This is a genomic window from Cellulomonas wangsupingiae (assembly GCF_024508275.1).
GTDB lineage: Bacteria > Actinomycetota > Actinomycetes > Actinomycetales > Cellulomonadaceae > Cellulomonas > Cellulomonas wangsupingiae.
Genome location: NZ_CP101989.1, coordinates 623,122 through 646,961 on the forward strand (window position 1 = coordinate 623,122; position 23,840 = coordinate 646,961).

Here is a 23,840-nt window from a genome sequence, read left to right on the forward strand (position 1 = left end):
CGTGCAAGAAGCCGGGGTCTCGCGACACCCGGAGGGTGAGGGCGGTGCGCGCACCGTCCTCACCCGCCCGTCCCCCCGCCCGACCCGGGAGCCGCCGTGCCCGCGCAGCCTGAGCACGACACCGACGTCCGAACCGCCGTGAGCGGCGCCGACGGCACGACGTCCGACAGCGGCGGCGTCGCGGCCGTCCGCGTGGCCGTGGCCGCCGACACCGTCCCCGTGGCCGGCGACCCCGCGCGCGACGCCGCGTGGTTCGAGGGCCTCGTGCACGCGCACGGCACGGCGGTGCACCGGTACGTCGTGCGGCGCGTCGCGCGCTCCGACGTCGAGGACCTGACCGCCGACGTGCTCACCGTCGCGTGGCGCCGCCGCGAGGACGTGCCGGAGGGCGCCGAGCTGCCGTGGCTCTACCGGACCGCCGGCTTCGTCGTCGCGAACCACCGGCGCAAGAGCCGTCCGGTGCCCGTCGCCGACGTCCCGGAGGAGACCGACGCCGACGACCCGGCGCTGCGTGCCGTGCGCGACGAGACGGTGCGCACCGTGCTGGCCGGCCTGTCGGCGCGCGACCGCGAGGTGCTGCTGCTGCACGCCTGGGAAGGCCTGACGGGCGAGGCGCTGGCGGCGGCCCTGGGGATCGGGCGGGGCGGCGCCGACGCGGCGCTGTCGCGCGCCCGCAGCCGGTTGCGCGCGGCGTTCGACGCGACCGCCTGAGGGCCTGCTCGCGCGACGGCACTCGCGGACCCCCGCGAGACCGGGCTCAGCACGCCCATCGGCCCCCTGAGCCGCACCGGGCCCGGTCTCGCGACGACTCCGTCCCACGAGTCGGGACGCCGGGCCCGGGGCCACCGGGATGCAAGAGCCGCGGGGGCGGGGACACAGGAACAGCAGAGGGCACAGACAGCCACCGGCTCGGCGACGGTCCGGGTGCGACCGAGGAGGACCCATGGACGACACGCGCGACCCCCGCGACGGCGACGCGGCCGGCGTGCCGCCGACCGACCCGACCGTCGACGCCGCGACCGGCCGCGCGACCGGTCCCGACGCCGACGCGGACGCCGACGTGGCGCGGGTGCGTGCCGCCGACCCCGCGGCCGGCGCCGCACCGGACACCGCGCGGCTCCACGCCCGGCTGACCGAGACGACCGGGGTGCCGTTCGCGTCGGCGGCGACCGCGCCCGACGAGCTCGCCGCGGCTCGTGCGCGGCGGCGTGGACCGGCGCGCTGGTTGCAGGTCGCCGCGGTGGCGGCGGGCGTCGCGCTCGTCGGCGGCGGGGGGTACGCCGTCGGCGCGGCGGGAGCGGACGCGCCGGCCGCACCGGCCATCGCGCTGCAGGGCGCCGGTGGCCCGACGGCGGAGCTGGCGGCGGCGCAGGACGCGGCCCGCAGCATGGTCGCGCCCGGGTGGTTCGGTGGCCGGACGGTCTTCTCCGGCAGCGGCCTCGAGGGTCCCGCGGGCTCGGCGACGGCCTGGGCGTTCGACGCCTCGGTGGCGACGGCCGCGACGGCGGCGAAGGTGGCCGAGGTGCTGGGGGTGCCCGGCGAGCCGCGCCTGGAGTGGGGCCAGTGGACCGTCGGGACGAACGACGGCACGGCGGCGACCGTCCAGGTGAGCGTCGACGGGCAGGCGAGCATGTGGTTCTACGACCGCGCGTGGGACCCGTCGACGTGCACGGTCGGCCCGCCCGAGACGCTCGACGGCAGCACGTCGTCGGGGGCCGCGGAGCAGGAGGCGGCCGATCAGCAGGTCCCCGAGCCCGACGTCATGGTCGAGCCGCTGCCGTCGCAGGTCGTGCCGCTCCCGGAGCCCGTCGCCCCGCAGGACCCGGCACCGGCCGACCCCAGCGTGTGCGACCCGACGTCCACCCCGACCGGGGACGCCGCGGCGTCCGCCGCGCGCGACCTCATGACGCGCCTCGGCGTCGACGTCGACGGGTACGAGGTCACCGTGTCCGACGACACCGGGGTGCCGGGCCTCGTGAGCGTCACGGGGGCGCAGGTCGTCGACGGCACGCAGACGGGCCTCGGCTGGTCCGTGCAGCTCGCCGGGACGGGCGTGCAGTCGGTGTCCGCGCCGCTGGCGACGCTCGTCGAGCTGGGCAGCTACGACGTCGTCAGCGCCGACGCGGCGGTCGAGCGTCTCAACGACCCCCGGTTCGGGGCCTCGTACGGCGGTGTCGTGCCCCTCGCGGCGAGGGCCGGGGGCAGGGTGGTGCAGGACGCGGTGACGGCCGACGGCCTCGCGCCCGAGAGCTTCGTGGACCCCGGCGCGACCGCCGAGCCGACCGTCCCCGCCGTGCCGTCGCCCGGTGACCCGATCGCCTGGCCGGTGCAGGAGGTGACGATCACGGGCGCCCGCCTCGGCGCCACGTACCTGTCGACGCCGACCGGGGCGAGCCTGCTCGTCCCGGCGTGGGAGCTCACGGACGCCGACGGCGGGACGTGGAGCGTCGTCGCGGTCGTCGACGAGCAGCTGGACCTGAGCCCGGCCTGAGGGTCGCGCGCGGGACGAGGACGGCGAGCCGGAGGGCTCGCGCAGCGGCGGGGCCGGGTGGTGCCGGAGGGGGCACGCCCGGCCCCGCCGTCGTCCCGTGCCGGCGGTGCACCCCTGTGGGTGCCGCTCGGTACGGTGCCCTCATGACCGCCACCGCCGGCCCCGCCGGGCGCCTGCTCCTGCTCGACTCCGCGTCGCTGTACTTCCGCGCGTACTTCGGGGTCCCCGACTCGGTGCGCGCACCCGACGGGACCCCCGTCAACGCGGTGCGCGGGCTGCTCGAGATGATCACGCGGCTCGTCACCGATCGGCGGCCGACGCGGCTCGTCGCGTGCTGGGACGAGGACTGGCGGCCGGCGTTCCGCGTCGAGGCGGTGCCGTCGTACAAGGCGCACCGCGTCGCGCGTGAGGTGCCCGGCACGACCGGCGTGGAGGAGGTGCCCGAGGCGCTGACGGCGCAGGTCCCGGTGATCGTCGAGGTGCTCGCGGCGCTCGGCGTCCCCCGCCTGGGCGCGGCGGGGTACGAGGCGGACGACGTCATCGGCACGCTCGTCGCGCGGGAGGCCGCACGCCCCCGCGGCGAGCGCGAGCCGGTGGACGTCGTCACGGGGGACCGCGACCTGTTCCAGCTCGTCGACGACGACGTGCCGGTGCGCGTGCTGTACCCCGTCAAGGGCGTCAAGGACATGCTGGAGGTCGACCAGGCCGTCCTCGCCGAGCGGTACGGAGTGCCCACCGGGCGCGCGTACGCGGACATGGCGGTGCTGCGCGGGGACCCGAGCGACGGGCTGCCGGGCGTGCCCGGCATCGGGGAGAAGACCGCCGCCGCGCTGCTGCACCGCTACGGCACGCTCGAGGGGGTGCTCGCCGCCCGCGACGCGGGCGACCGCGGCCTGACCGCCACCCAGCGCACCCGGCTGACCGACGCCGCGGACTACCTCGCGGTCGCGCCCCGCGTCGTCACCGTCGCCCCCGACGCGCCCGTCGCGGACGTGGACGACCACCTGCCGGCGACGCCGGCGGACCCCGACGCGCTCCTCGCGCTCGCCGAGCGCTGGGGCCTGGCGTCGAGCGTGCGGCGCGTCGTCGACGCCCTGACCGACGCCGCGGGCCGGCGCCCCTGACGGGTCCTCGGCTCAGCCGGCCGCGGGCGCGTCGAGCACCCAGACGTTCGTCCCCGCGCTGCGCCAGCCCTCGGCGGCGTCGGGGGCCGGGGCGTCGTCCGCGCCGAGCCGGACCTGCGAGGAGTCCTCGCCCAGGAGCGTGACCGTCGCCGTGGGGGACGGTGCCGTGCACACGGCCCGTGCCGCGTCGCCCTCCGGGACGACGACCAGGCACAGGCCTCCGTCCCAGCGCTTCGCGGCGTAGTGCTGGCCGGCTGTCGTGCGGACGGCGAACCGGGAGGTGGTGGGGTCGATGCTCGTCTCGTCCACCACGTCGGCGAGGAGCTCGTCGGTCGGCTGGGCCTCACGCTCGAGCAGCGCGACGGTCATCGGAGCGGCCGCGGTGTCGTCGGACGTGCGCGCGAGCAGCAGCCAGGCGACGCCCGCGGCGACGACCAGTGCCGCGGCCACCAGCACCGCCACCGCCTGCCGCGCGCGTCGGGGCGGCTCCGGGGCTTCCGGGGCCTCGTCGACCAGCTCGAAGATGCCGGTGTCGTCGAACGTCTTCACCGCACCAGTATCGACACGACCGGTGCCGGAGATGAGTCCGACTCGCGGTGGGTCGTCCGGTGCGGGCACGAGGCACGGGCCCCGGCGCGCTCCGGGGGAGGAAGCGGCCGGGGCCCGTGCGGCCGGGGGCGACGTCAGGCGTCGGCGGGGGTGGGCTCCGTGGTGACGCCCCGCAGGATGTGCGCCAGGTGCGCGACGAACCACCCGGGCGCGGCCGTCGACCACGACTGGCCGACCGACGCGATGGGGTACACGAGCACCTCGGGGTCCTGGCGCGCGAGCACGATCTCGACCCCGTAGCGGTCGCTGCAGGTCGCCCACGCCAGGTCGGGCGCGCCGGCGCGCACCAGGTCGCCGAGGGCGACGCCGAACGCCTCGGCCAGCGGACGCGGGTCGGGCCGGTCCTCCGCCTGCGTCCACTGCTCGCGCACCCGGTCGAACAGGGCGCCGACGGCGTCGGCGTCCGCCGGGTCCGGGCACAGCTCGCCGATCAGGGCGCGCTGCTGGGCGAGGAAGACGCGCTCGGGGGCGTTGAGCTCGTCGACGGTGTGACGGGTGTCGGACAGCGCCGCGGCCACCGGACCGACGACGTCCGTGGCGAGTGGCGCGGGGGCAAGTGGCGCGCTGGCGGGCGGCTCGAGGGCGGTCGGCCCGAGGGCGGCCGGGGCGGGGGCGGCGACCGGGGGCGCGGTGTCGTCGGCCGTGCTGTCGGCGACGGTGTCGTCGGCCGTGCTGTCGGCGCTGGTGTCGTCGGCCGTGCTGTCGGCGTCGGTGTCGACCGCAGTGCTGTCGTCGGCGGCGGAGTCGTCGGCGGGTGACGTGCCGCCGGTCGTCGGGTCGATGGCGGGTGCGTCGGCGAGGTGCTCGACGACGCGCAGCAGCGCGACGGCGTCGGGCGTCCGGCCCGACAGCACGTGGTCCGTCACCTCGTCCGGCACGGGCGTCGCCTGCTCGGCCGGCGTCGGCCGGGGGGCGGGCGGTCCCGCGGGCCCGTGGGGCGTCGGCAGCACGGATCCGCTTTCTTGCGGCGCGCTTCGTTCCAGTCCCATGCGGGGGCATCGGCGCCGGCAGGGCGCGCCTTGACCCGCGCGGACGGGTGTCGCCCGGACGGACGTCCGGGCGACACCCGTCACCGAGGGTCACCCCACGCGGACGGCGTGCCGCGTGAGCGCGGGCAGGTAGCGGCCGTCGCCGGTGTACACCGCGGTGACGACGTCGGTGGACCGGACCGCCGGCAGCGTCACCGTGGCCGCCCCGTCGACCAGGCGGTACGTGCCCACCGGGCGCAGGCCGAGCAGGACGGTGACCCGCCCGGTGGCCGCCGGTGCGCCCTCGCCGCCGCCGACCCGGACCGTGACGGTCGGCGTGCTGCCGCGCGGCACGGTCCACGTCGCGGTCTCGAGCGCGATCGTCGCCTGCCCCGGCGTGACCCGCACCTGCGCGGTGGCCTGCGAGCCCGCGATGTCCGTGGCGCCCGCGAACGCCGCGACGAGCCGGTGCGTGCCGGTCGCCAGGTCGCGCGGCAGCTCGACCGTCGCCGTCCCGACCAGGCCGTCGACCGTGAGGTCGGCGGTCGCGAGCACCTTGCCGCGCTCGCTGATCGTGACGGTCCCGGACGGCGCCCAGCTCTGGCCCGTCACCGTGACGGTCGCCGTCACCGGCCTGCCGTACCGGACGACGGTCGGCGTGACGCTCAGCGTCGTGGTGGACGCCGACGGGGCGAACTCGATCTCGACCACGTTCGACGTCGACGGCGCGTACGTGGGCGAGTCCGGCGTGTACTCCGCGCGCAGCGCGTGCGGGCCGGCACCCAGCTGATCGGTGCTCCAGACGCCCGCACCGTCGACGACCTCGGTCGTCCCCAGGGCGGTGTCGCCGTCGTACAGCGTGAACGTGCCGGTGGCCTCGCGCGGCGTCAGCGCCATCTGGAAGAGCGCGCCCTCACCGGCGGTCCGCGAGGAGTCGACCTCGAGGGTCGTGGTCGTCGCGATCGCCGCGGGGACGTCGACGCCGACCACCTGGGCGCGGTCGCCCGTGCCGTTGAGGTGGTGCAGCACCAGCACGTCGGCGTCGGCGGCACCGGGGCCGCCGTGCACGTCGATCGTGGCGCCGTCGCCCACCTGCGACACGAAGTCCGCGCCGATGTTCGACTCGAACCACAGCGGCGGGCTGTACGGGTCGACCGTGAACGGCCCGACCTCGTCGACGACGCCGTCGCCGGCGAACGCGTACGGGCTGAGCATCTGCGCCCGCACGCCGACCGGCGTCCCCGGCTCGACGCCGAGGGCGGACAGGGGCACCGGCACGACGACCGTGCTGTTGTCGAAGGCCCCCATCTCGTAGTTCCCGCCGAAGGGGTACAGCAGCTCCGTGTCCGCCAGCAGCTGGTTGGTCGCCGGGTCGTAGGTCTGGACGACCGAGTAGTCCGTGTCGGCGAGCTTGCTGGCCAGAGCGATGACGTCGGTCTCGCCGTCGCCGTCGGTGTCGAGCAGGACCTGCGCGAGCAGCGAGTGCCCGAGGACCGCCCAGTCGCCGTCGGTCGCGATGCCGACGCCCAGGTAGCCCTCGGTCGTCGGGTCGCCGCCCGCGGCGGTCACCGCGGGTGCGGTCGACGCCCAGCCCACGTGCCGGATGTCACCTGCGGCGATCGTGGACCGCGAGGTCTCGGTGCCCGCCGGCAGCGGCTCCAGACGCGGGGAGTCGGCGGCGTGCACGAGCGGCGTGGCCAGGCCCACCCAGCCGTCGGCCTCGACGTCGCGCCCGCTGAACGCGAGCTCGGCCGTCCCCGCCGACGGGTCGGGGAACGTGACGTCCGCGGCCTGCAGGTCCGTCGTGGGACGCGGCGTGCCCTGCACGGGCAGGCGCCACTGGTCGTCGCCCGACGTCAGGACGAGCCGGCCGGAGACCTGCGAGACGTACTCGCGCGGCATGCGGGGCAGCTGCTCGACCTGCTGGGTCGGGTCGATCTCGCGTGCGACGGTGGCCGGGTCGGCCGTGAACGTCAGCGTGACGATCCCGGTGCCGCCCGCGGGGACCCGCAGGCTCGCCGGTGCCGCGGTGATGGAGGCCGCGCCGGACGTCGTGCTGGACGTGACCTGCGTGCTGTACGTGCGGGACGTCGAGCCGAGGTTCTGGACCGTGACGGCCTTGCGGATCGTCACCGGCTCGTCGGCCAGGGGCACGACGCCGAAGCTCACGGACGTCTGCTGCGGCGTCTGCGCGTTGTAGACGAGGGTGTCGTTCGTGACCGCGGCGAGCGTGTCCACACGGCCGGAGCCGACACGTGCGGGCCCGTAGAACAGGTCGCCGCCGGGCTCCGTGGCCACGTCGTGCGTCGCGGTGTTGACGATCGACGCCTTGACCTGCGCGGCCGACCAGCCCGGGTGCTGCTCGCGGACGAGGGCGGCGATGCCGGCCACGTGCGGGGCGGCCATCGACGTGCCGCTGCTCGACGCGCCGCCGTTGCCGGAGCCCACGTCGGCGGAGACGATCTGCTGACCGGGCGCGGCGACGTCCGGCTTGCCCCAGCCGAGGGAGCCGTGCACCCCGCGCGACGAGGAGGTGCTGAGGGTGTCGGCCCCGACGTCCTGGCGCGTCGTGAGCGCGAGCGACGGGCCGATGCGGGCGACGAGCGTGCCGGACTCGATCTCCGGCAGCAGCGCGTCGGTCGTGGTGGCGGTCATCTGGAAGCCGGGGATCGCGGCGTTGCCGGAGATGCCGGCAGAGAAGATCCGCAGCTCCGTCGGCAGCAGCACCCCGACCGCACCGGCCGCGGCCGCGTTGTTGAACCGCAGGACGGAGCCGCACAGGCGGCTGGCGTCGTCGTCGTCCCACCACAGGTAGGCGATCTTCCCGGCGACGGCGGCGGCCTGCTCGGCCGTGAAGGCGGTGCACCCGTCGAAGCGCTCGCCGACGTACGCGACGGGAGCCGTCACGTCGTCGCCCGCGTAGGCGACGGAGTTCTGCCCGGTGTGCCGGCCGACGAGGCCCGGGTCGGCCGCCTCGGTGACCTCCATGGCGTCGAACGCGAGGTCCTTGCCGATGGACCACGCGACCGTCAGGCCGGCGGCGCCGTTGCCGGGCGAGCCGCCGATGTCCTCGACGTCCCCCTCGTTGCCGGCGGACAGCACGACGGTCGTCCCGAGCGCGGTCAGCTCGGCGACCTGCTGCGACTCGGGGTCGTCCGCGGGCGCGCCGGCGCCGCCGAGCGACAGGTTGAGGACGTCGAGGCGGTCGTCGAACGAGCCGTCGCCGTCCGGGTCGGCCGCGTGGTCGAGCGCGAGCGTCGTGAGGCTGGTGGACCCGGCGACGTCGCCGAAGACCTTGAGCGCGTAGAGGCCGGCGCGCGGCGCGGTGCCGGGGCCGACGGGCCAGTCGCGGACCGAGGTGAGCTCGGAGTAGTCGCCGTCGAACGTCGTGCCGTCCGGGGTGATCCCGTACCCGGCGGTCGTGCCGGCGACGTGCGTGCCGTGCCCGTTGACGTCGATCGGGTTCTCGTCGGGGGCGGGCACGAGCTGGGCGCCCTCGCCGCCCGCGTCGTAGTCCTGGCCGGCGAAGTCGATGCCGCCGAGGTACTTGGCGGGGTCGTAGGAGCCCGCGGGGACGGGCCCGGTGCCGTCGGCGCCGTACGCCGCCGCGTACGCCTCGACGGTGCCGGGGCCGCCGAAGGCGGCGTGCGTGTAGTCCAGGCCGGTGTCGATGATGCCCACGCGCACGCCGGTGCCGACCGCGCCGGTGTCCTGCCAGGTCGCCAGGGCCCGGGTGAACTCGACCTGCGCCGCGTTGTCGAGCGTGCGCGAGGCGACGAGGCGGACCGAGCGGACGTCCGGGTCGTCCGCGAGCGCGCGCAGCTGGGCGGCGTCGCCCAGGACGAGGGTGCCCGACACGAGGTTGGTGACGGTGCCGAGGCGCTGCGGCGCGGCGGTGGTGCTGCGGGCGCTCGCGCCGGACGCCTCCGCCGGGACCACGTCCGTCGCGAGGTCCTCGGTGCGGGCCGCCGCCTCGCGGACCTCCTGCGGGCTGCCGCCGTCCGCGGCGACCTCGACCCCCGAGGGGGTCGCCAGCTCGACGAACGCGGTCACGGTGCCCGTGGCCTGCGCCAGGGCCTCGCCGACGCCCTCGACCTTCTCGACCGGGACGACGCGGTCGACGAGCAGGCCGGACGGGTCGTCGGGCGGGGGTGCCGCGCTCGCGGCGGGCGCCCCGAGCAGGGCGCCCGCGAGGACGACGGAGACGGCGGTGAGGGCGGCGAGCGGGCGACGTGGCATGGCGGTCTCATCCCGGGGTGTCGGACGACGCGGAGCGGGCAGGACGGGACGGGCCCGGACGGACCGACGCTCGTCATGCCGGGGTGTGGCTGGGGTCACACACCCCGGGCACGCGGAGCACGTTACTGACCGGTAGGGCATTCGTCACCCCATCTCCACAATCTGGCGCTCGGGGTGCTTCGCCGGGTTCCGCCGGAACCCGCGCGGCGGCGCCGCGCCGCCGTCCGCCCGCAGGCGCGCGCGGGTGGTCGACCGCGCCGGAGGGCGGGGTCGGGGTGGCCGGCGCGCGGCCGTGGTCAGCGCGAGGAGAGGGCGTCGAGCCCGTACGGCGGGGTGGGGACGGCAGGGGCCGTGTGCGACGCGGACGGCGCGGGCACCCGCGCGGTGACGATGGGGATCGACCCCGTGCGCGGCACGTCGGCCGCCGCGGGTGCGGCCGAGAACCGCGGCTTGCGGCCCGGGCGTCGCCGGAACCGCCGCTCCTCGATGCCCTCGAGCGTCGTCGCCCGCCACACCGCGCCGCCGTTGAGGCGACCGTCGGGGGGTGGGAGCCACGGCACCTTGCGTGACAGCCACACGCGGATCGTCGCGTGCTCGACGTCGAGGCGGCGTGCCAGCCGCGCGATGTCGTAGAGGTCGTCGAGCCCGCCGTCGGCGGGGGCGGACGGCGGGACGGTGGCGGCCGGGGCGGGCCGGTCGTCGTCTGCGAGCACGGGCGTCAGCGTAGTGCGCCCGGCTTGCCCGTGGTATGACGCCCTGGTAACAGGATGTGCACACGATCTTTTCGTGATCTCGGCCTCAAGTGGTCTGGACGGGCGTCCGAAACACTTAACGTGTTTCGCGTGAGTGACAGATTGCCGAGTCGTCGGCGTCGATCGTCGGGCGGCAGGCACGTCGCCCCGCGCCCGCAGCCGACCGCCGTTCCCCGCGCCGTACGCGCGACGAAGCTGCCCACCCGCATCGCCCAGGGCGGTGTGGCACTGGGTCTCGTGCTGAGCATGGGCGCCGTCGTGGTGACCGCCGACGCCCACGAGCCGACCACCACCTCGACCGCGAGCGACACGTCCAAGCTGGCGCGCGCCGCCGCGGCACGGGCCTCCACCGCCTACCTCGCGCAGCTGCGCACGCAGGCCGTCGCCGCCGCCCAGACCGTCGTCGACGAGGCGTCCCGCGTGCGCTCCGACGCCGCGCAGGCCGCCGTCCCCGAGGAGGTGCTGGCCGAGCTCGACGCCGCCACCGCCGCCCTCCAGGTCGCGATGGAGGACGTCACGGCCTCGGACCTGCCCGTCCGCAGCCGCAACGTCTCGCGCGACGCCGAGCGCGCCGAGGACGCCGAGCGCAGCCAGGACGCCGAGCCCGAGGCCGAGGCGCAGGTCGACACCGAGTCCGCCGCGGTCGCGGCCGCACCCGTCGACCCGGCCGCGCCGGGCGTCGAGGTGGAGCCCGAGGTGGCGCCCGGCGACCGGCTCGCCGAGGTCACGCTCCCCGACGTCGCCGACCCGGCCACGACCCCCCTGCGCGAGGCGCTGGACCGCGTCAAGCAGGCGGCCGACGTCGTGCTGACCACGACGGAGCAGAAGAAGGCCGAGGCGGCCGCGGCCCAGGCCGCCGCCGAGGAGGCCGCGCGCGTCGCGGCCGAGCAGGAGGCGCAGCGGGCCGCGTGGAAGGCGTCCCTGCAGGGCTACGCGAACGGCCAGATCCCCAGCTCCGCGCTGTGCGGGGTGTCCTTCGACAGCGCCGCGCTGCTGCGCTGCGACGCCGCCCAGGCGCTCGAGGCGCTCGACGCCGCGTTCTTCGCGCAGTTCGGGACGCACCTCGACGTCTCCGACTCCTACCGCTCCTACGGGGCGCAGGTCGCGTGCCGTGCGAACAAGGGCCGCCTGTGCGCCGCCCCGGGCACGTCGAACCACGGGATGGGCGTGGCCGTCGACCTCGGCGGCAACGTGCAGTCGTTCGGGACCGCGCAGCACGAGTGGATGCGCCAGCACGCACCCGCGTACCAGTGGACGCTCCCGGAGTGGGCACGCCAGGGCGGCAGCAAGCCGGAGCCGTGGCACTGGGAGTACGTCGGCTGAGTCATACCATCGGCTCCATGACCGAGCCGACGTCCCCGACGCGCCCGCTCGTGGGCCGTGGGGCGGAGCTGGACGACCTCGACGAGCTGCTGTCGTCCGTCGCCACCGGCGGCGGCGCGACGGTGCTGCTCGAGGGCGAGGCCGGGGTCGGGCGCACGCGCCTCGTCGAGGCGCTGCAGGGCGCTGCGGCGCTGCTCGGTGTCGAGGTCTGCCTGGGCCGGGCCGTCGGACCGGGCGCGGCACCGTACGCGCTGCTCACCGACGCGCTGCTCGGCTCCTCCCGGGGACGCGACGAGCGCGGGCCGGTGGTCGCCGAGCTCGCGGCGCTCCTCGACATGCTGCCGGCGGACCGGGCCGACGCGCCCGCGCGGTTCGCGCGTGCTGACGAGCTGTTCGCCGCCCTCGTGCGGCGGCGCGGCGAGCACGGCCCGTGGGTCCTCGTGCTGGAGGACGTGCACCTCGCGGACACGTGCACGCTGCACCTCCTGGCCGTCCTCGCCGGCGAGGGAGCGCTACCGCGGGCGCTGACGGTCATGACGATGCGCGGCGTGCCGCACCGCGACGAGCTCGACGTCGTCGTCGCCGGCTGGACGCGCGCCGGAGCGCGGTACCTCGAGCTGCGGCCGCTCGGCCCCGCCGGGACCGTGGAGCTCGCGCAGCAGCTGCTGCAGGCGCGGGTCGGTCCCGCGCTGCGGGGCGTCCTGGCGACCACCGGCGGCAATCCGCGGCTCGTCGTCGACGTGGTGCGCACCGCCGAGGCCTGCGGCGTGCTGGAGCGGCGGGGCGGTGTGGTCGAGGCGATCGGCACCGGCTGGCTCGACGAGCTCGACGGGGTCGGGCGGGCGCACGTCCAGCACCTGGGGCCGCAGGTGCTGCAGATGCTCGGCCAGGCGTCGGTGCTGGGTGCGTCGTTCGTCGTCGGGGACCTCGCCGCGCTGGCGGGCGAGCCCGTCACGGAGTGCTGGCGCACGCTGCGCCACGGCCTGGCCGCGGGGGTCGTGCACGCCCGCGGGGACCGCCTGGTGTTCCGTCACGACCTGGTCCGCACGTCGTTGTACGCGGCGCTCGACGAGGGCCAGCGCCGCGCGCTGCACGCGCGCGCGGCCTGGGCGCTGCGGGCCGCCGGCGCACCCCCGCACGTCGTCGCGGGGCACCTGGAACGCGCGCGATGACCGCGGGCTGCGCCTAGGGTCGCAGGTGGGCGCCGCCGCGCCCGTCACCGATCGACGAGGAGTGGACATGCCCACGCGCACCGCACGCACGGCCTGGAACGGCACCCTGGAGGCCGGTGGCGGCCAGGTCGAGCTGACCAGCTCGAAGGTCGGCACGTACGACGTGTCGTTCCCGAAGCGCGCGGCCGAGGACGCCGGCGGCACGACGAGCCCCGAGGAGCTCATCGCCGCGGCGCACTCGTCGTGCTACGCCATGCAGCTGTCGGCCGACATCGCCGCGGCGGGCGGCACGCCGGTCTCGCTCGAGGTGACCGCCGACGTCAGCCTGGGGCCGGACCCGGCGGGCGGCTTCCGCATCACGGGCGTCGCGCTGAAGGTGCGCGGCGAGGTCGAGGGTCTCGACGCCGCGGGCTTCCAGCAGGCCGCCGAGGCCGCGAAGGCCGGCTGCCCGGTCAGCAAGGCCCTGACCGGCACGGACATCACGCTGGACGCCGCCCTGGAGTCCTGAGGCGCGGCCGGTGGCGCGGGGCGTCGTCCCGCGCCGCCGACCACGCGGCGGTCGCCCCGGCGACCAGGGCCGCGGCCGCCCAGGCCCACGCCGGCGACGTCGTGCCGGCGACCATGACGAGGACGGCCGTGCCGACCGCCGTGCCGAGCTGCGCGCCGGTGTTGAGGATGCCGCTCGCGCTGCCGGTCAGGTCGTCCGGCACGTCGGTGCCCAGCGTCGTCGCCGCGACCGACGCCACCCCGAGGCCGAGCCCGATGACGGCCGTGCCGACCGCGACGGCCGCCCACGCCGCGTCCCCGACGACGAGCGTGACGTTGCCGGCGGCGACGACGGCCAGGCCCAGACCGGCCACGGAGCCCGGTGCCCGGCCGTCCAGCAGCGGCTTGGCGGCCGCGGCCCCGACGACGACGAGTGCGCTGAGCCCCAGCAGCGTGAGCCCGGTCCGGAGCGCCGACAGCCCGAGCTCGTCCTGCAGGTGCAGGGTCGCGAGCACCGAGGAGCTGCTGGTGGTCGCGGTGTTGACGAACGACAGGACCGTCCCGTCGCGCAGGTGGGCCGACCGCCACGCCCGCGGCGGGACCAGGGGCGCGACGGCACGGCGCATGCGCCACGCGAACGTCGCGGCGGCCGCGGCGCCGGCCGTCACGAGCAGAGCCGCGCGTCCGGCGCCCGTGCCCTGCTCGACGGCGGCGGCCCCGGCCACCACGCACATGACCGCCACGACCAGCAGGACGCCACCGGTCAGGTCCAGGCGCGTCGTGGGGTCGTCCGGTGCGAGCGGCGGGACGACGAGCAGCACGCCGACCACCAGCAGCGCCCCGATCGGCGCGTTCACCCAGAAGACGGCGCGCCAGTCGAGCACCTCGACGAGCGCACCGCCGACGACGAACCCTGCCGCGCCCGCCGCGGCCCCCGCGGCGCTCCACGCCGCGAGGGCGGTGCGCCGGGCGCCGTCGTCCGGGGTGGCGTGCAGCAGCAGTCGCAGCGCCGACGGCACCGACAGCGCGGCCGCGGCGCCCTGCAGCGCGCGCGCCGCGAGCACCTGCTCGAGCGACCCCGCGAGACCACCGACCAGGGACACGGCGGCGAACCCCACGAGCCCCGCGGCCAGCACCCGGCGGTGCCCGTGGCGGTCCCCGAGGCGTGCCCCGACGACGAGCAGGCCGCCGAAGAACATCGCGTACGTGGTGGCGAGCGGACCCGCGGCGGACGCGTCGAGGCCCAGGCCGGCGAGCACCGCGGGGATCGCGGTCGTCACGCTCGTGACGCCGAGGACGTCGACGAACTGGACCGCGCACAGGATCGTGACCGGGGCGCGACGCACCGTCCGACGGTACGACGGGGCCCGCCGGTGTGCTCGCGCGCGCTGGACGCGCGGTGCAGGTCCCGGTGGTGTGGTGGGAGACTGCCCCTCGTGGCTGTGACGACCGACGCGACCGGGACGCAGCGCCGGGACGTCGTGCACGCGCTGCGCGACGTCGTGCGGGGGAGCGTCGACGACTCCTCCCGGCGCCGTGCCGAGTACTCGACGGACGCGTCCAACTACCGCGTCGTGCCGCAGGTCGTGGTGTTCCCGCGGGACACCGACGACGTCCTGGCGGCACTGTCGGTCGCGCGCGAGACCGGCACGCCCCTGACGTCGCGCGGCGGGGGCACGTCGGTGGCCGGCAACGCCGTGGGGACGGGCATCGTCCTGGACTTCTCGCGGCACGTGAACCGCGTCCTGGAGATCGACCCCGACGCCCGCACCGCCCGCGTCGAGCCCGGCGTGGTCATGTCCCACCTGCAGCAGGCGGCCGCGCCGCACGGGCTGCGGTTCGGTCCCGACCCGTCCACGCAGGCCCGCGCGACGCTCGGCGGCATGATCGGCAACAACGCGTGCGGTCCGCGGGCCGTCGCGTACGGCCGCACCGCGGACAACGTGGTCGACCTCGACGTGGTGGACGGCACGGGCCGCCGGTTCACCGCGCGCTCGGGCGCCGGCGCCCTCGACGTCGTCCCGGGGCTCGACGCGCTGGTCCGCGCGCACCTCGACGTTATCCGCACCGAGCTCGGGCGGTTCCGCCGGCAGGTGTCCGGGTACTCCCTGGAGCACCTGGCCCCGGAGCACGGCACGGACCTGGCCAAGATGCTCGTCGGCACCGAGGGCACCCTCGTCACGCTGCTCGGCGCCACGGTGAACCTCGTGCCCGTGCCGTCGGCGCCCGTGCTCGTCGTCCTCGGCTACCCGGACATGCCGACCGCCGCCGATGCCGTCCCCGCGCTGCTGGCGCACGCCCCGCTCGCGATCGAGGGCATGGACTCGCGGCTCGTCGACGTGGTGCGGCGCGTCAAGGGCGCGTCCGCGGTGCCCGACCTGCCGCCCGGCGGCGGCTGGCTGATGTGCGAGGTCGGCGGCGCGACCCTCGACGAGGCGCTGGCGACGGCCCGCGCGCTGGCGGCCGATGCGGGCACCGACGCGGTCGGCGTCTTCCCGCCCGGCCCGGACGCGGTGGCGATGTGGCGCATCCGGGAGGACGGCGCGGGCCTGGGCGGGCGCACGCCGTCGGGCGAGCAGGCGTGGCCCGGGTTCGAGGACTCGGCGGTCCCGCCCGAGCGGCTGGGCGCCTACCTGCGCGAGCTCGAGGCGCTGATGGCCGACCACCGCGTCGACGGGCTGGCGTACGGGCACTTCGGCGACGGCTGCGTGCACCTGCGTCTCGACATCCCCATGACGCGGTCGGGCGGCCCGCTGCGCGCGTTCATGGAGGACGCGGCCGAGCTCGTCGCGCGGCACGGCGGATCGCTGTCCGGTGAGCACGGCGACGGCCGGGCGCGCTCCGAGCTGCTGCCCGTCATGTACTCGCGGCGCACCATCGACCTGTTCGGGGCCGTGAAGGACCTCTTCGACCCGCGCGACCTGCTGAACCCCGGCGTCCTGGTGCGCCCGCGCCCGCTCGACGCCGACCTGCGCCGGCCCGCGGCACGCCCGCTGCTCGCCGGGGCCGGCGGGTTCGCGTTCGCGCACGACGGCGGCGACATGACCACGGCCGTGCACCGGTGCGTGGGCGTCGGCAAGTGCCGCGCCGACACCACCGCGGCGGGCGGCTTCATGTGCCCGTCGTACCTGGCGACGAAGGACGAGAAGGACTCGACGCGCGGCCGCGCGCGCGTGCTGCAGGAGATGGCGAACGGGTCGCTGGTGTCGCGCGGCTGGTCGTCGCCCGAGGTGCACGAGGTCCTCGACCTGTGCCTGAGCTGCAAGGCGTGCTCGTCGGACTGCCCCGCCGGCGTCGACATGGCGCAGTACAAGGCCGAGGTGCTGCACCGCACGTACAAGGGGCGGCTGCGGCCGGTGAACCACTACGCGCTGGGCTGGCTGCCTCGGTGGGCGCGGCTCGTCACGGGCGTGCCGGGTCTCGCGTCGCTGGCCAACGCCGTGCTCGGGGTGCGGCCCGTGGCCAAGGCCGTGCTGGCGCTCGGCGGCATGGACACGCGGCGGCGGATGGTGAAGTTCGCCCCCGAGCCGTTCCGCGCCTGGTCGCGGCGCGCGGGACGACGGTCGGGCGACGTGCGCGTCGTGGGCCGCGCCGACGCGACCACGGTGACGCTGCCGGCGGAGGCGGACGCCGCCGCCGGCGACGGGGCCACCGCGACGCCCCGACCGCCCGTGCTGCTGTGGACCGACTCGTTCTCCGACACCCTCGCGCCGTCCGTCGCGCACGCCGCCGTCGCCGTGCTGCGCGACGCGGGCTACGAGGTGCTCGTGCCCGACCACGACGCGTGCTGCGGGCTCACGTGGATCAGCACGGGGCAGCTCGACGGCGCGCGGCACCAGCTCGAGCACCTGCTGGAGGTGCTCGGGCCGTTCGCGGTCAACGGCATCCCGATCGTCGGCCTCGAGCCGTCGTGCACGGCCGTGCTGCGCAGCGACCTCGTCGAGCTGCTGCCGGACGACCCCCGGGCCGTCGCGGTGTCGCGCGAGACGCGCACGCTGGCCGAGCTGCTCACGGCGCCCGCGCCGATCGGGCCGGGGGACCGCTGGCAGGTGCCCGACCTGTCGGACGTCACGGCCGTCGTGCAGCCGCACTGCCACCACTACTCGGTGATGACGTGGACGGCCGACCGCCGCCTCCTCACCGACGCGGGGGCGACGTTCTCGGCGCTCGCGGGCTGCTGCGGGCTGGCCGGCAACTTCGGTATGGAGAAGGGCCACTACGACGTGTCGGTCGCGGTCGCGGAGAACGCGCTGCTGCCGGCGCTGCGGGCCGCCGCGCCGGGGGACGTGTACCTGGCGGACGGGTACTCGTGCCGCACGCAGGCCGAGCAGCTCGCCGACGTGCACGGCGTCCACCTGGCCGAGCTGCTGGCCTCCCGCCTCCCGGGCCGCACCCCGCCTCCCGCCTGACCCCCACGGCCCCACCCCACCCCCCGAGCGCGGTACTCGACCACCGAGCGCGGCATCAACGAGTACCGCCCTCGGCGGTCGAGTACCGCGCTCGGCGGGGGTGCGTGGACGGGGTCGCACCCGCGGGGGCGGGCGGTGCGCGTCCACCTGCGGGGGGACCACCCGGGTGGTCGGGCAGCACCCTCGTCGGACCCCGTGTCGCCCGTCCGACGGGCTGACTCCGTCACCCCAGTTGTGGGACAGTGTCCAGGCGACGACCGCACGCTGTGCCGCCAGGTGCGACCCGTCACGACCGCCCCGCTGTGCAAGGAAGGCCCGGACGCGACATGCCGATCTTCGAGCTCGACGACGGACGCCCGCGCCTCGTCCAGCCGATGCAGCCGCTCGCCGGCTCGTTCGCGCAGGAGGTCACCGCGCTGGTCACCCACCACCTCGCCGCGATCGCCGGTGAGCCGCTGTTCGTCGTCCGCGTGCGCGGCACGTCCGACCGCGCCGACCTGCCCGAGCTGCTGGCCCTCGACGCGTCCGGGCGTCCCGTGGTCGTCGACGTCGCGCAGGTGCTGGACGACGACGCGGTCGTCACCGCCCTGCGGCACGGGGGTGCGGCCGCACGCATGACGACCGCCGACCTGGCCCGCGCCTACCACGTCGACCCCAGCCGGTTCGCGGTCGACTTCGCGGCCTTCCGTGAGCACGTGCCGTTCGGGACCACGATCGGCCGGACGCGCAGCGGCGTGCGGCTGCTCCTGCTCTGCTCCGAGGTCGCCGCCGAGGCGACCGACACGCTCGGGTTCCTGCGCGGCGGGGAGCACCAGGTCGACGTGCTGCAGGTCGGTGTCGTCCGCGGGGACGAGCGCCGGCTGCTCGAGGTCTCGCCCCTCGCGCTCCACGAGGGCGTGCGTCGCCCCGTCGAGCCGACCGCGCTGCGCCTGGTGCGCTCGAGCGAGGCGTTCGCGACGGCCATGGCGTACGAGCCGGAGCGGGCACCCGGCCTGCCGTCGGGCCGGCCCCGCTCCCTGCCGACGGGCGAGCTGCGGGCCGTCACGCCGCCCGAGCAGACCGAGCCGCCCGCGCCGACGCCCATCGGCCGCCGGGGGAGCGTCACCGAGCCCACGCCGCTGCCGTTCCGCACGGCCGGCCCCACGGCGCAGCCGCCCGAGGCGCCGAGCGACTCCCCGCGTCCCGGTGGCCCCGGACGGCCCGACGTCACCGAGTGGCCGCGCGACGCGTCGGTGCCGCCGTCGACGTCGATGCTGGAGGGCCCGGCGACGCTCACGCCCGTCGCGGGGCTGCGCGCCGCCGTCGTCGACGGTGCGGGCGCGCGCACGGCCGACGCGGACGGCCGACCCGGCGACGCGGCCCCGGGCGACGGCGCGAGCTCCCCGACCCCGCCGCGCGGGCAGGCGTCGGCGGACGTGCGCGACGGGTCCCGGCGCCCGGCGCGCCCGGACTGGCCGTACCCCGAGCTCGCGATGCTCGCGAAGAGCCGTCGTGCCGTGACGACCCTGGTGTGGGTCCGCGAGCGGCGCGGTCAGCGGTTCTCGGCGCTGCTGCGTCCCGACGGCCTCATCGAGCTGCCCGACGGCAGCGTCGTGCCGGACCCGGACGTGGCCGCGGCGACCCTCTCGGGCGTCGAGGGCGTCGACGGGTGGCGCGCGTGGCGCCTCGGCGACGGCGGCCCGACCCTCGCGGAGGCGACCGGCGCGCTGTGAGCGCGGGCGGGCGCCGTCAGGACCAGCCGTAGGCGACGAGCCAGCGGGTGAGCTCGGCGTAGAACCGCTCGCGTGCTCGCGGCGCGGACAGCGTGAGGTCGTGCATCGCGCCCGGCACGCGCACGAGCGTCACGACGGGGCCGAGCTGCACCGCCCGCCGCGCGATCGCCTCGACGTCGAGCACGACGTCCGCCGTGCGCATGTCCTCGCTCCACCGCGGGCTGATGAGGGTCCGGCCGGAGACGGCCGCGAGCACGGGGACGTCGATGTCCAGCCCGCGGGCGACGGCGGCGTGGCCCACCATGACGGCGCTCAGCCAGCCCGCGCGCACGGGGAACGACGGCGTGGGCCGCCACCGCGCGTCCACCGTCCAGTCCCCGCCGGTGGCGACGTCGATGGTGCGGGCGTAGTAGCCCGGGTCGATGTTCGGCAGCGCGGCCTTGGGGCTGAACCGCGCGAGCCGGCTGATGGCGGGCGCCGACAGGTGCCGTGCGAGCGACGACCCCTGCAGCTCCAGCCACGGGGAGTTGAGCACGAGCCCGCTGACGACGCCCGGGTGCCGCGCGACCCACAGGCTCAGCACGAGCCCGCCCGTCGAGTGGCCCATGAGCATGACCCGCGCGACGGGTCCGAGCTCGGCGCGCACCACGTCGAGGGCCGCGCCGATCTCCTCGTCGTACGTGCGCAGGTCGTCGACGTAGCCGGGGGTCTGGTGCTCGCGCAGCGACCGGCCGGACTTGCGCAGGTCCAGCGCGTAGAACGCGGCACCCTGGGAGTGCCAGAACCGTGCGAGCGGCGCCTGGAAGAAGTAGTCCGACCAGCCGTGGACGTACAGCACGGCCCGCGCGGGCCGCAGCGCAGGGTCCGGCAGGTGACGCACGAGCGTCGCGGTGACCTCGCCCTCGTCGTCGTCGGCCAGGTCGAGGCGGCGCGCCTCGAAGCCGTCGCCGAGCGCGTCGGGGCCCCACGACGTCGTGAGCGTGGTGGCGTCCCACGCCGGGGCGTCCGGCGGCGGCACCGCTCAGACCTCGAGGACGATCTTGCCGACGTGCGCGCCGTCGGCCAGCCGGGCGAGCGCGTCGGCGGCGCGCGCCAGCGGGTAGGTCGAGTCGACGACGGGCCGCACGCCGGTGCGTGCGAGGAACGCGAGGACCTGGGCCAGCTCGTCGCGCGTGCCCATCGTCGCGCCCACGATGCTGATCTCCTGGAAGAACACCTTGGTGAGCGACGCCGGCGCCGGGTCGCCCGAGGTCAGCCCTGCGACGACGATCCGCCCACCGGGCCGCACGGAGCGCACCGAGTGCTCCCACGTCGCCTTCCCGACGGTCTCCAGCACGACGTCGACACGACCGACCCGGGTGCCCGGCTCGACCGCCTGCGCCGCCCCGAGCGTCAGCGCCCGCTCGCGCTTGGCGGCGTCGCGGCCCGTGACGACCATCTCGAGGCCCGCCGCGGCGCCGAGCTGCACGGCCGCGACGGCGACCCCGCCGCCGGCGCCCTGCACCAGCACGCGCTGCCCGGGCTGCGCCTCGCCGGAGCGGAAGAGCATGCGGTACGCCGTGAGGTACGCGGTCGGGACGCACGCGGCCTCGACGAACGACAGCTCGGCGGGCTTGTCGACGAGGTTCCACGCGGGCACGGCGACGCGCTCGGCGAGGGTCCCGGGGTACCGCTCCGACAGCAGCGTGCGGGGCTCGTCGGCCGGCACCCCGCGCCCGTCCGGACCTCCGACGACGGCGTGCACGACGACCTCGCGGCCGTCGGCCGTGACCCCCGCCGCGTCCGTGCCCAGCACCATCGGCAGCTGCTCGGCGCGCAGCCCGACCCCGCGCAGCGACCACAGGTCGTGGTGGTTGAGGGACGCTGCACGCACGTCGACGCTCGTCCAGCCGTCGGGGGCTGCCGCCTCCGGGGCGTCGCCGACCTCCAGGCCGGCGAGCGGGTCGTCGGGGGAGAAGGACACGACGCGGGCGCAGAGCATGCCTCACGCTAGCCCGCCGCGGCGGCCGGGACGGCGCGTGACGTCCGGGCGTCAGACCGTGTCGGCCACCGGTGTCTGCTGGTACAGGCTCAGCCCCCAGGAGCCCCACCGGCGCACGTACACGCTCGTCATCCACGCCGCGAAGGGCGGTGCGCCGGTGCGCGACGCGGTCCCGAGGTAGACGAGCGCGGCGGCGTCCGCCCCGACCGGCACGACGCGCGGGTGCTCGATCAGGTACTCGTCCCACACGGGCGCGTCGCGCAGCGACGCGAGGGCCGCCGCGCGGTCCAGCACGGCACCGTGGGCCAGCACCATGACGCCGTCGTCGGTGAGCAGCTCGTCGTACACGTCGCTGCCCGTGCCGTCGCACAGCGACCGCCACCCCCGGTGCTCCAGCCGCAGCAGCTCGTGCAGGCTCATGGCCGCAAGGTAGCCCCCACCGGGCGTTCCCGCCCCTCAGAGCAGCGGCAGCATGCGTCCGAGGTCGGGCACGGCGTCGGACGTGTAGCGCGCCTGCAGCGCGACCGCGAGCGCGTCGACGTCGTACGGGACACGGCCCGTGGCCAGGCGCACCCAGCGTCGGGCGTCCGCGACCTCCAGGTCCCAGCCGCCGCGGGCCCGGACGATCGCCAGCAGCTCGTCCGCGACGAGCGCGAGCGCTCCGGGGTCGACGGGGTCGGGGACGGCATCGCTGCCGCGGGCGCGCCGCACGGAGCGGACCAGGTCGTCCCCGTGCACGACGAGCTCCAGGAGCCGCGACACCGTCATCGTCGACAGGCGGACGGGCCCGCGGCGCGCCTGCACCACCGGGTCACCCGGGCCGAGACGTTCGAGCGTCGCGAACGCCTGGCGCGCCGACGACGTCACGTAGCCGACCGGGTCGAGCGCGTGCTCCGCCGCGAGCTGGCGGGTCGTCTCCGCGACGTCCGCGGCGCGGCCCGCGTACGACCCGAGGTACTCCCCGAGCGTGAGCGGCACGGTGCCCGCGGGCGCCGGTGTGCACACGGCCAGCGCGTCCATCGCGCGGCCGAGGTGCGCCCACAGGTCGACGATCGTCCACCCGGCCAGCACCGAGGACTCGCGTCCCAGGCGGGGGTCGGCCATCACCTCGACCCAGTCGTGCAGGCGGTCCCACTGGGCCCGCAGGGCGGTGGTGGCGGTGGCGACGTCGACGGACATGTGTCCATGGTGCCGCGTCGTGGGCGTCGCCGCGTCAGGGGCCCACAACGGTGGCGGGTGCCGCCCGTACCCGTCAGGCCCGCCGCGCGCCCTCGCGCAGGAAGTCCGCGACGTGCCGCCCGACCTGGTCCTCCTCGATGAGGAACCCGTCGTGCCCGTAGTCGGAGTGCACGTACCGCACGGGCCCGGCGCCGGGGATCGCGGCGGCGACGCGCTCGGACTGCGCGGGGGTGAAGAGCCGGTCGCTGTCGACCGCGATGACCAGGGCGCGCGCCGTGACCTGCGCGAGCGCGGACTCGACGCCGCCGCGGTCGCGGCCCAGGTCGTGCGTGAGCATCGTGCGGGTCAGCGCGACGTAGGTGTTGGCGTCGAACCGGCGGGCCAGCTTGTCGCCGTGGTGGTCGAGGTACGACTGCACGGCGAACCGGCCGCCCTCCAGCGGGTCCTCGGCGCCCTGCGGGATGCGGCCGAAGCGCGTGTCGAGCTCGAGCGCGGACCGGTACGTCTGGTGGGCGATCTGCCGCGCGATGCCGAGCCCCACGTGCGGGCCGTCGCCGTCCGGCACGTCGTAGTAGTCGCCGTCGCGGTAGCGCGGGTCCGCGAGGATCGCCGCGAGCTGGGTGTGGAAGCCGGCGATCTGGTCGCCGCTCGTCTGCGCGCACGTCGCGATGGCGGCGACGGCGTCGACGCGGTCGGGCGCCGTGGCGGCCCACTCCAGGACGCGGTGGCCACCCATGGACGCGCCGATGACCAGCGCCCACGAGTCGATGCCCAGCAGGTCGGCCAGGCGCAGCTCGGCGGCGACCTGGTCGCGGACGGTCAGCAGCGGGAACCTGCTGCCCCACGGGCGCCCGTCCGGTGCGGTCGTCGCCGGGCCCGTGGAGCCCTGGCAGCCGCCCAGCACGTTGGGGGCGACGACGAACCAGCGGTCCGTGTCGATGGGCGCACCCGGCCCGACCATCGACTGCCACCAGCCCGGGGTCGGGTGCCCCGGGCCGGCGTCGCCGGTGACGTGGGAGTCGCCCGTCAGCGCGTGTAGGACGAGGACGGCGTTGCTGCCGTCCTCGTCGAGCTCGCCCCACGTCTCGTACGCGACGCGCACGGCCGGCAGGCGACCGCCGGACTCCAGCTTCAGCGGGCCGAGGTCGGCGAACTGCCGGCGACCCGCATCGGCGCCCTCGCGCCACGCCGCGCTCGCGGGCACGGCCGGCCGCTCGGGCAGCGGCCGGCGGCTGCCCAGCGCCGCGCCGCGCCGCGCACGGCGCCCGACCAGCGGGTCGGGCACGGCCGTGCCCGCCCCCGCAGCAGGCATCGCGCCGGGCATCGCACGCCGGGCGGGCGTGGGGTCCGGTGCGTGCGTGCGGGGGTCGGGCTCGGTCATGGCGCTGGTGCCTT

18 protein-coding genes are annotated in these 23,840 nt (G+C 76.8%); 8 read left to right on the forward strand and 10 right to left on the reverse strand.

The window, feature by feature from the left end; all coding sequences use genetic code 11:
* Positions 1–96: 96 nt before the first annotated feature.
* From NP075_RS03045 to NP075_RS03060, 3 genes are all read left to right on the forward strand, one after another.
* Entirely contained in the window at positions 97–711 is a 615-nt protein-coding gene (locus NP075_RS03045) for an RNA polymerase sigma factor (protein WP_308054152.1), read from the forward strand.
* Positions 712–943: 232 nt separating this feature from the next.
* Positions 944–2,491: a hypothetical protein gene (locus NP075_RS19040; protein ID WP_284439912.1), complete on the forward strand. Its 1,548-nt coding sequence runs from the start codon at positions 944–946 to the stop codon at positions 2,489–2,491.
* Between the two features lie 143 nt (positions 2,492–2,634).
* A complete protein-coding gene (locus tag NP075_RS03060) occupies positions 2,635–3,615 on the forward strand; it encodes a 5'-3' exonuclease (RefSeq protein ID WP_227566239.1) in 981 nt (326 codons plus the stop codon).
* A gap of 12 nt (positions 3,616–3,627) precedes the next feature.
* Here the strand turns inward: NP075_RS03060 and NP075_RS03065 are convergent, their stop codons facing one another.
* The 4 genes from NP075_RS03065 to NP075_RS03085 form a co-directional block, all read right to left on the reverse strand.
* Entirely contained in the window at positions 3,628–4,164 is a 537-nt protein-coding gene (locus NP075_RS03065) for a hypothetical protein (RefSeq protein ID WP_227566238.1), read from the reverse strand.
* A gap of 134 nt (positions 4,165–4,298) precedes the next feature.
* A complete protein-coding gene (locus NP075_RS03070; RefSeq protein WP_227566237.1) occupies positions 4,299–5,174 on the reverse strand; it encodes a DUF3806 domain-containing protein in 876 nt (291 codons plus the stop codon).
* Positions 5,175–5,303: 129 nt separating this feature from the next.
* Positions 5,304–9,431 carry a S8 family serine peptidase gene (locus NP075_RS19045; protein ID WP_284439913.1) on the reverse strand — a complete coding sequence of 1,376 codons (4,128 nt, stop codon included), beginning with the start codon at positions 9,429–9,431 and terminating at the stop codon, positions 5,304–5,306.
* Between the two features lie 296 nt (positions 9,432–9,727).
* The gene (locus NP075_RS03085) at positions 9,728–10,144 is read right to left on the reverse strand and encodes a hypothetical protein (protein WP_227566236.1); all 417 of its coding nucleotides are present in this window, start codon (positions 10,142–10,144) and stop codon (positions 9,728–9,730) included.
* 285 nt (positions 10,145–10,429) lie between these two features.
* Here NP075_RS03085 and NP075_RS03090 point away from each other — a divergent pair, with 285 nt between their 5' ends.
* The 3 genes from NP075_RS03090 to NP075_RS03100 all read left to right on the forward strand — a co-directional run bounded on the left by NP075_RS03090 (position 10,430) and on the right by NP075_RS03100 (position 13,186).
* Positions 10,430–11,506 (forward strand): M15 family metallopeptidase, encoded by a 1,077-nt coding sequence (locus NP075_RS03090; protein ID WP_227566235.1) that lies wholly within the window; start codon positions 10,430–10,432, stop codon positions 11,504–11,506.
* A gap of 17 nt (positions 11,507–11,523) precedes the next feature.
* A complete protein-coding gene (locus NP075_RS03095) occupies positions 11,524–12,678 on the forward strand; it encodes an AAA family ATPase (RefSeq protein WP_227566234.1) in 1,155 nt (384 codons plus the stop codon).
* Between the two features lie 67 nt (positions 12,679–12,745).
* Positions 12,746–13,186 (forward strand): OsmC family peroxiredoxin, encoded by a 441-nt coding sequence (locus NP075_RS03100; protein ID WP_227566233.1) that lies wholly within the window; start codon positions 12,746–12,748, stop codon positions 13,184–13,186.
* Here the strand turns inward: NP075_RS03100 and NP075_RS03105 are convergent.
* Positions 13,158–14,510, reverse strand: a complete 1,353-nt coding sequence (locus NP075_RS03105; RefSeq protein ID WP_227566232.1) for an MFS transporter — start codon at positions 14,508–14,510, stop codon at positions 13,158–13,160. The genes NP075_RS03100 and NP075_RS03105 overlap by 29 nt on opposite strands.
* Positions 14,511–14,600: 90 nt before the next feature.
* On the opposite strand from NP075_RS03105, the gene NP075_RS03110 reads away from it, so the two are divergent.
* Both NP075_RS03110 and NP075_RS03115 read left to right on the forward strand, forming a co-directional pair.
* Entirely contained in the window at positions 14,601–17,573 is a 2,973-nt protein-coding gene (locus tag NP075_RS03110) for an FAD-binding and (Fe-S)-binding domain-containing protein (protein ID WP_227566231.1), read from the forward strand.
* Between the two features lie 326 nt (positions 17,574–17,899).
* Positions 17,900–19,285, forward strand: a complete 1,386-nt coding sequence (locus NP075_RS03115) for a restriction system modified-DNA reader domain-containing protein (protein ID WP_227566230.1) — start codon at positions 17,900–17,902, stop codon at positions 19,283–19,285.
* 16 nt (positions 19,286–19,301) lie between these two features.
* On the opposite strand, the gene NP075_RS03120 is transcribed toward NP075_RS03115, so the two are convergent.
* The 5 genes from NP075_RS03120 to metX all read right to left on the reverse strand — a co-directional run bounded on the left by NP075_RS03120 (position 19,302) and on the right by metX (position 23,826).
* Positions 19,302–20,303, reverse strand: coding sequence for an alpha/beta hydrolase (locus NP075_RS03120; RefSeq protein ID WP_227566229.1), 1,002 nt, complete (start codon positions 20,301–20,303; stop codon positions 19,302–19,304).
* A gap of 3 nt (positions 20,304–20,306) precedes the next feature.
* Positions 20,307–21,266 (reverse strand): zinc-binding dehydrogenase, encoded by a 960-nt coding sequence (locus tag NP075_RS03125; protein WP_227566228.1) that lies wholly within the window; start codon positions 21,264–21,266, stop codon positions 20,307–20,309.
* Positions 21,267–21,317: 51 nt separating this feature from the next.
* A complete protein-coding gene (locus NP075_RS03130) occupies positions 21,318–21,686 on the reverse strand; it encodes a nuclear transport factor 2 family protein (protein ID WP_227566227.1) in 369 nt (122 codons plus the stop codon).
* A 36-nt stretch (positions 21,687–21,722) separates the two neighbouring features.
* A complete protein-coding gene (locus NP075_RS03135) occupies positions 21,723–22,445 on the reverse strand; it encodes a maleylpyruvate isomerase N-terminal domain-containing protein (RefSeq protein ID WP_227566226.1) in 723 nt (240 codons plus the stop codon).
* 73 nt (positions 22,446–22,518) lie between these two features.
* Positions 22,519–23,826 (reverse strand): homoserine O-acetyltransferase MetX, encoded by a 1,308-nt coding sequence (metX, locus tag NP075_RS03140; protein ID WP_227566225.1) that lies wholly within the window; start codon positions 23,824–23,826, stop codon positions 22,519–22,521.
* Positions 23,827–23,840 lie beyond the last annotated feature (14 nt).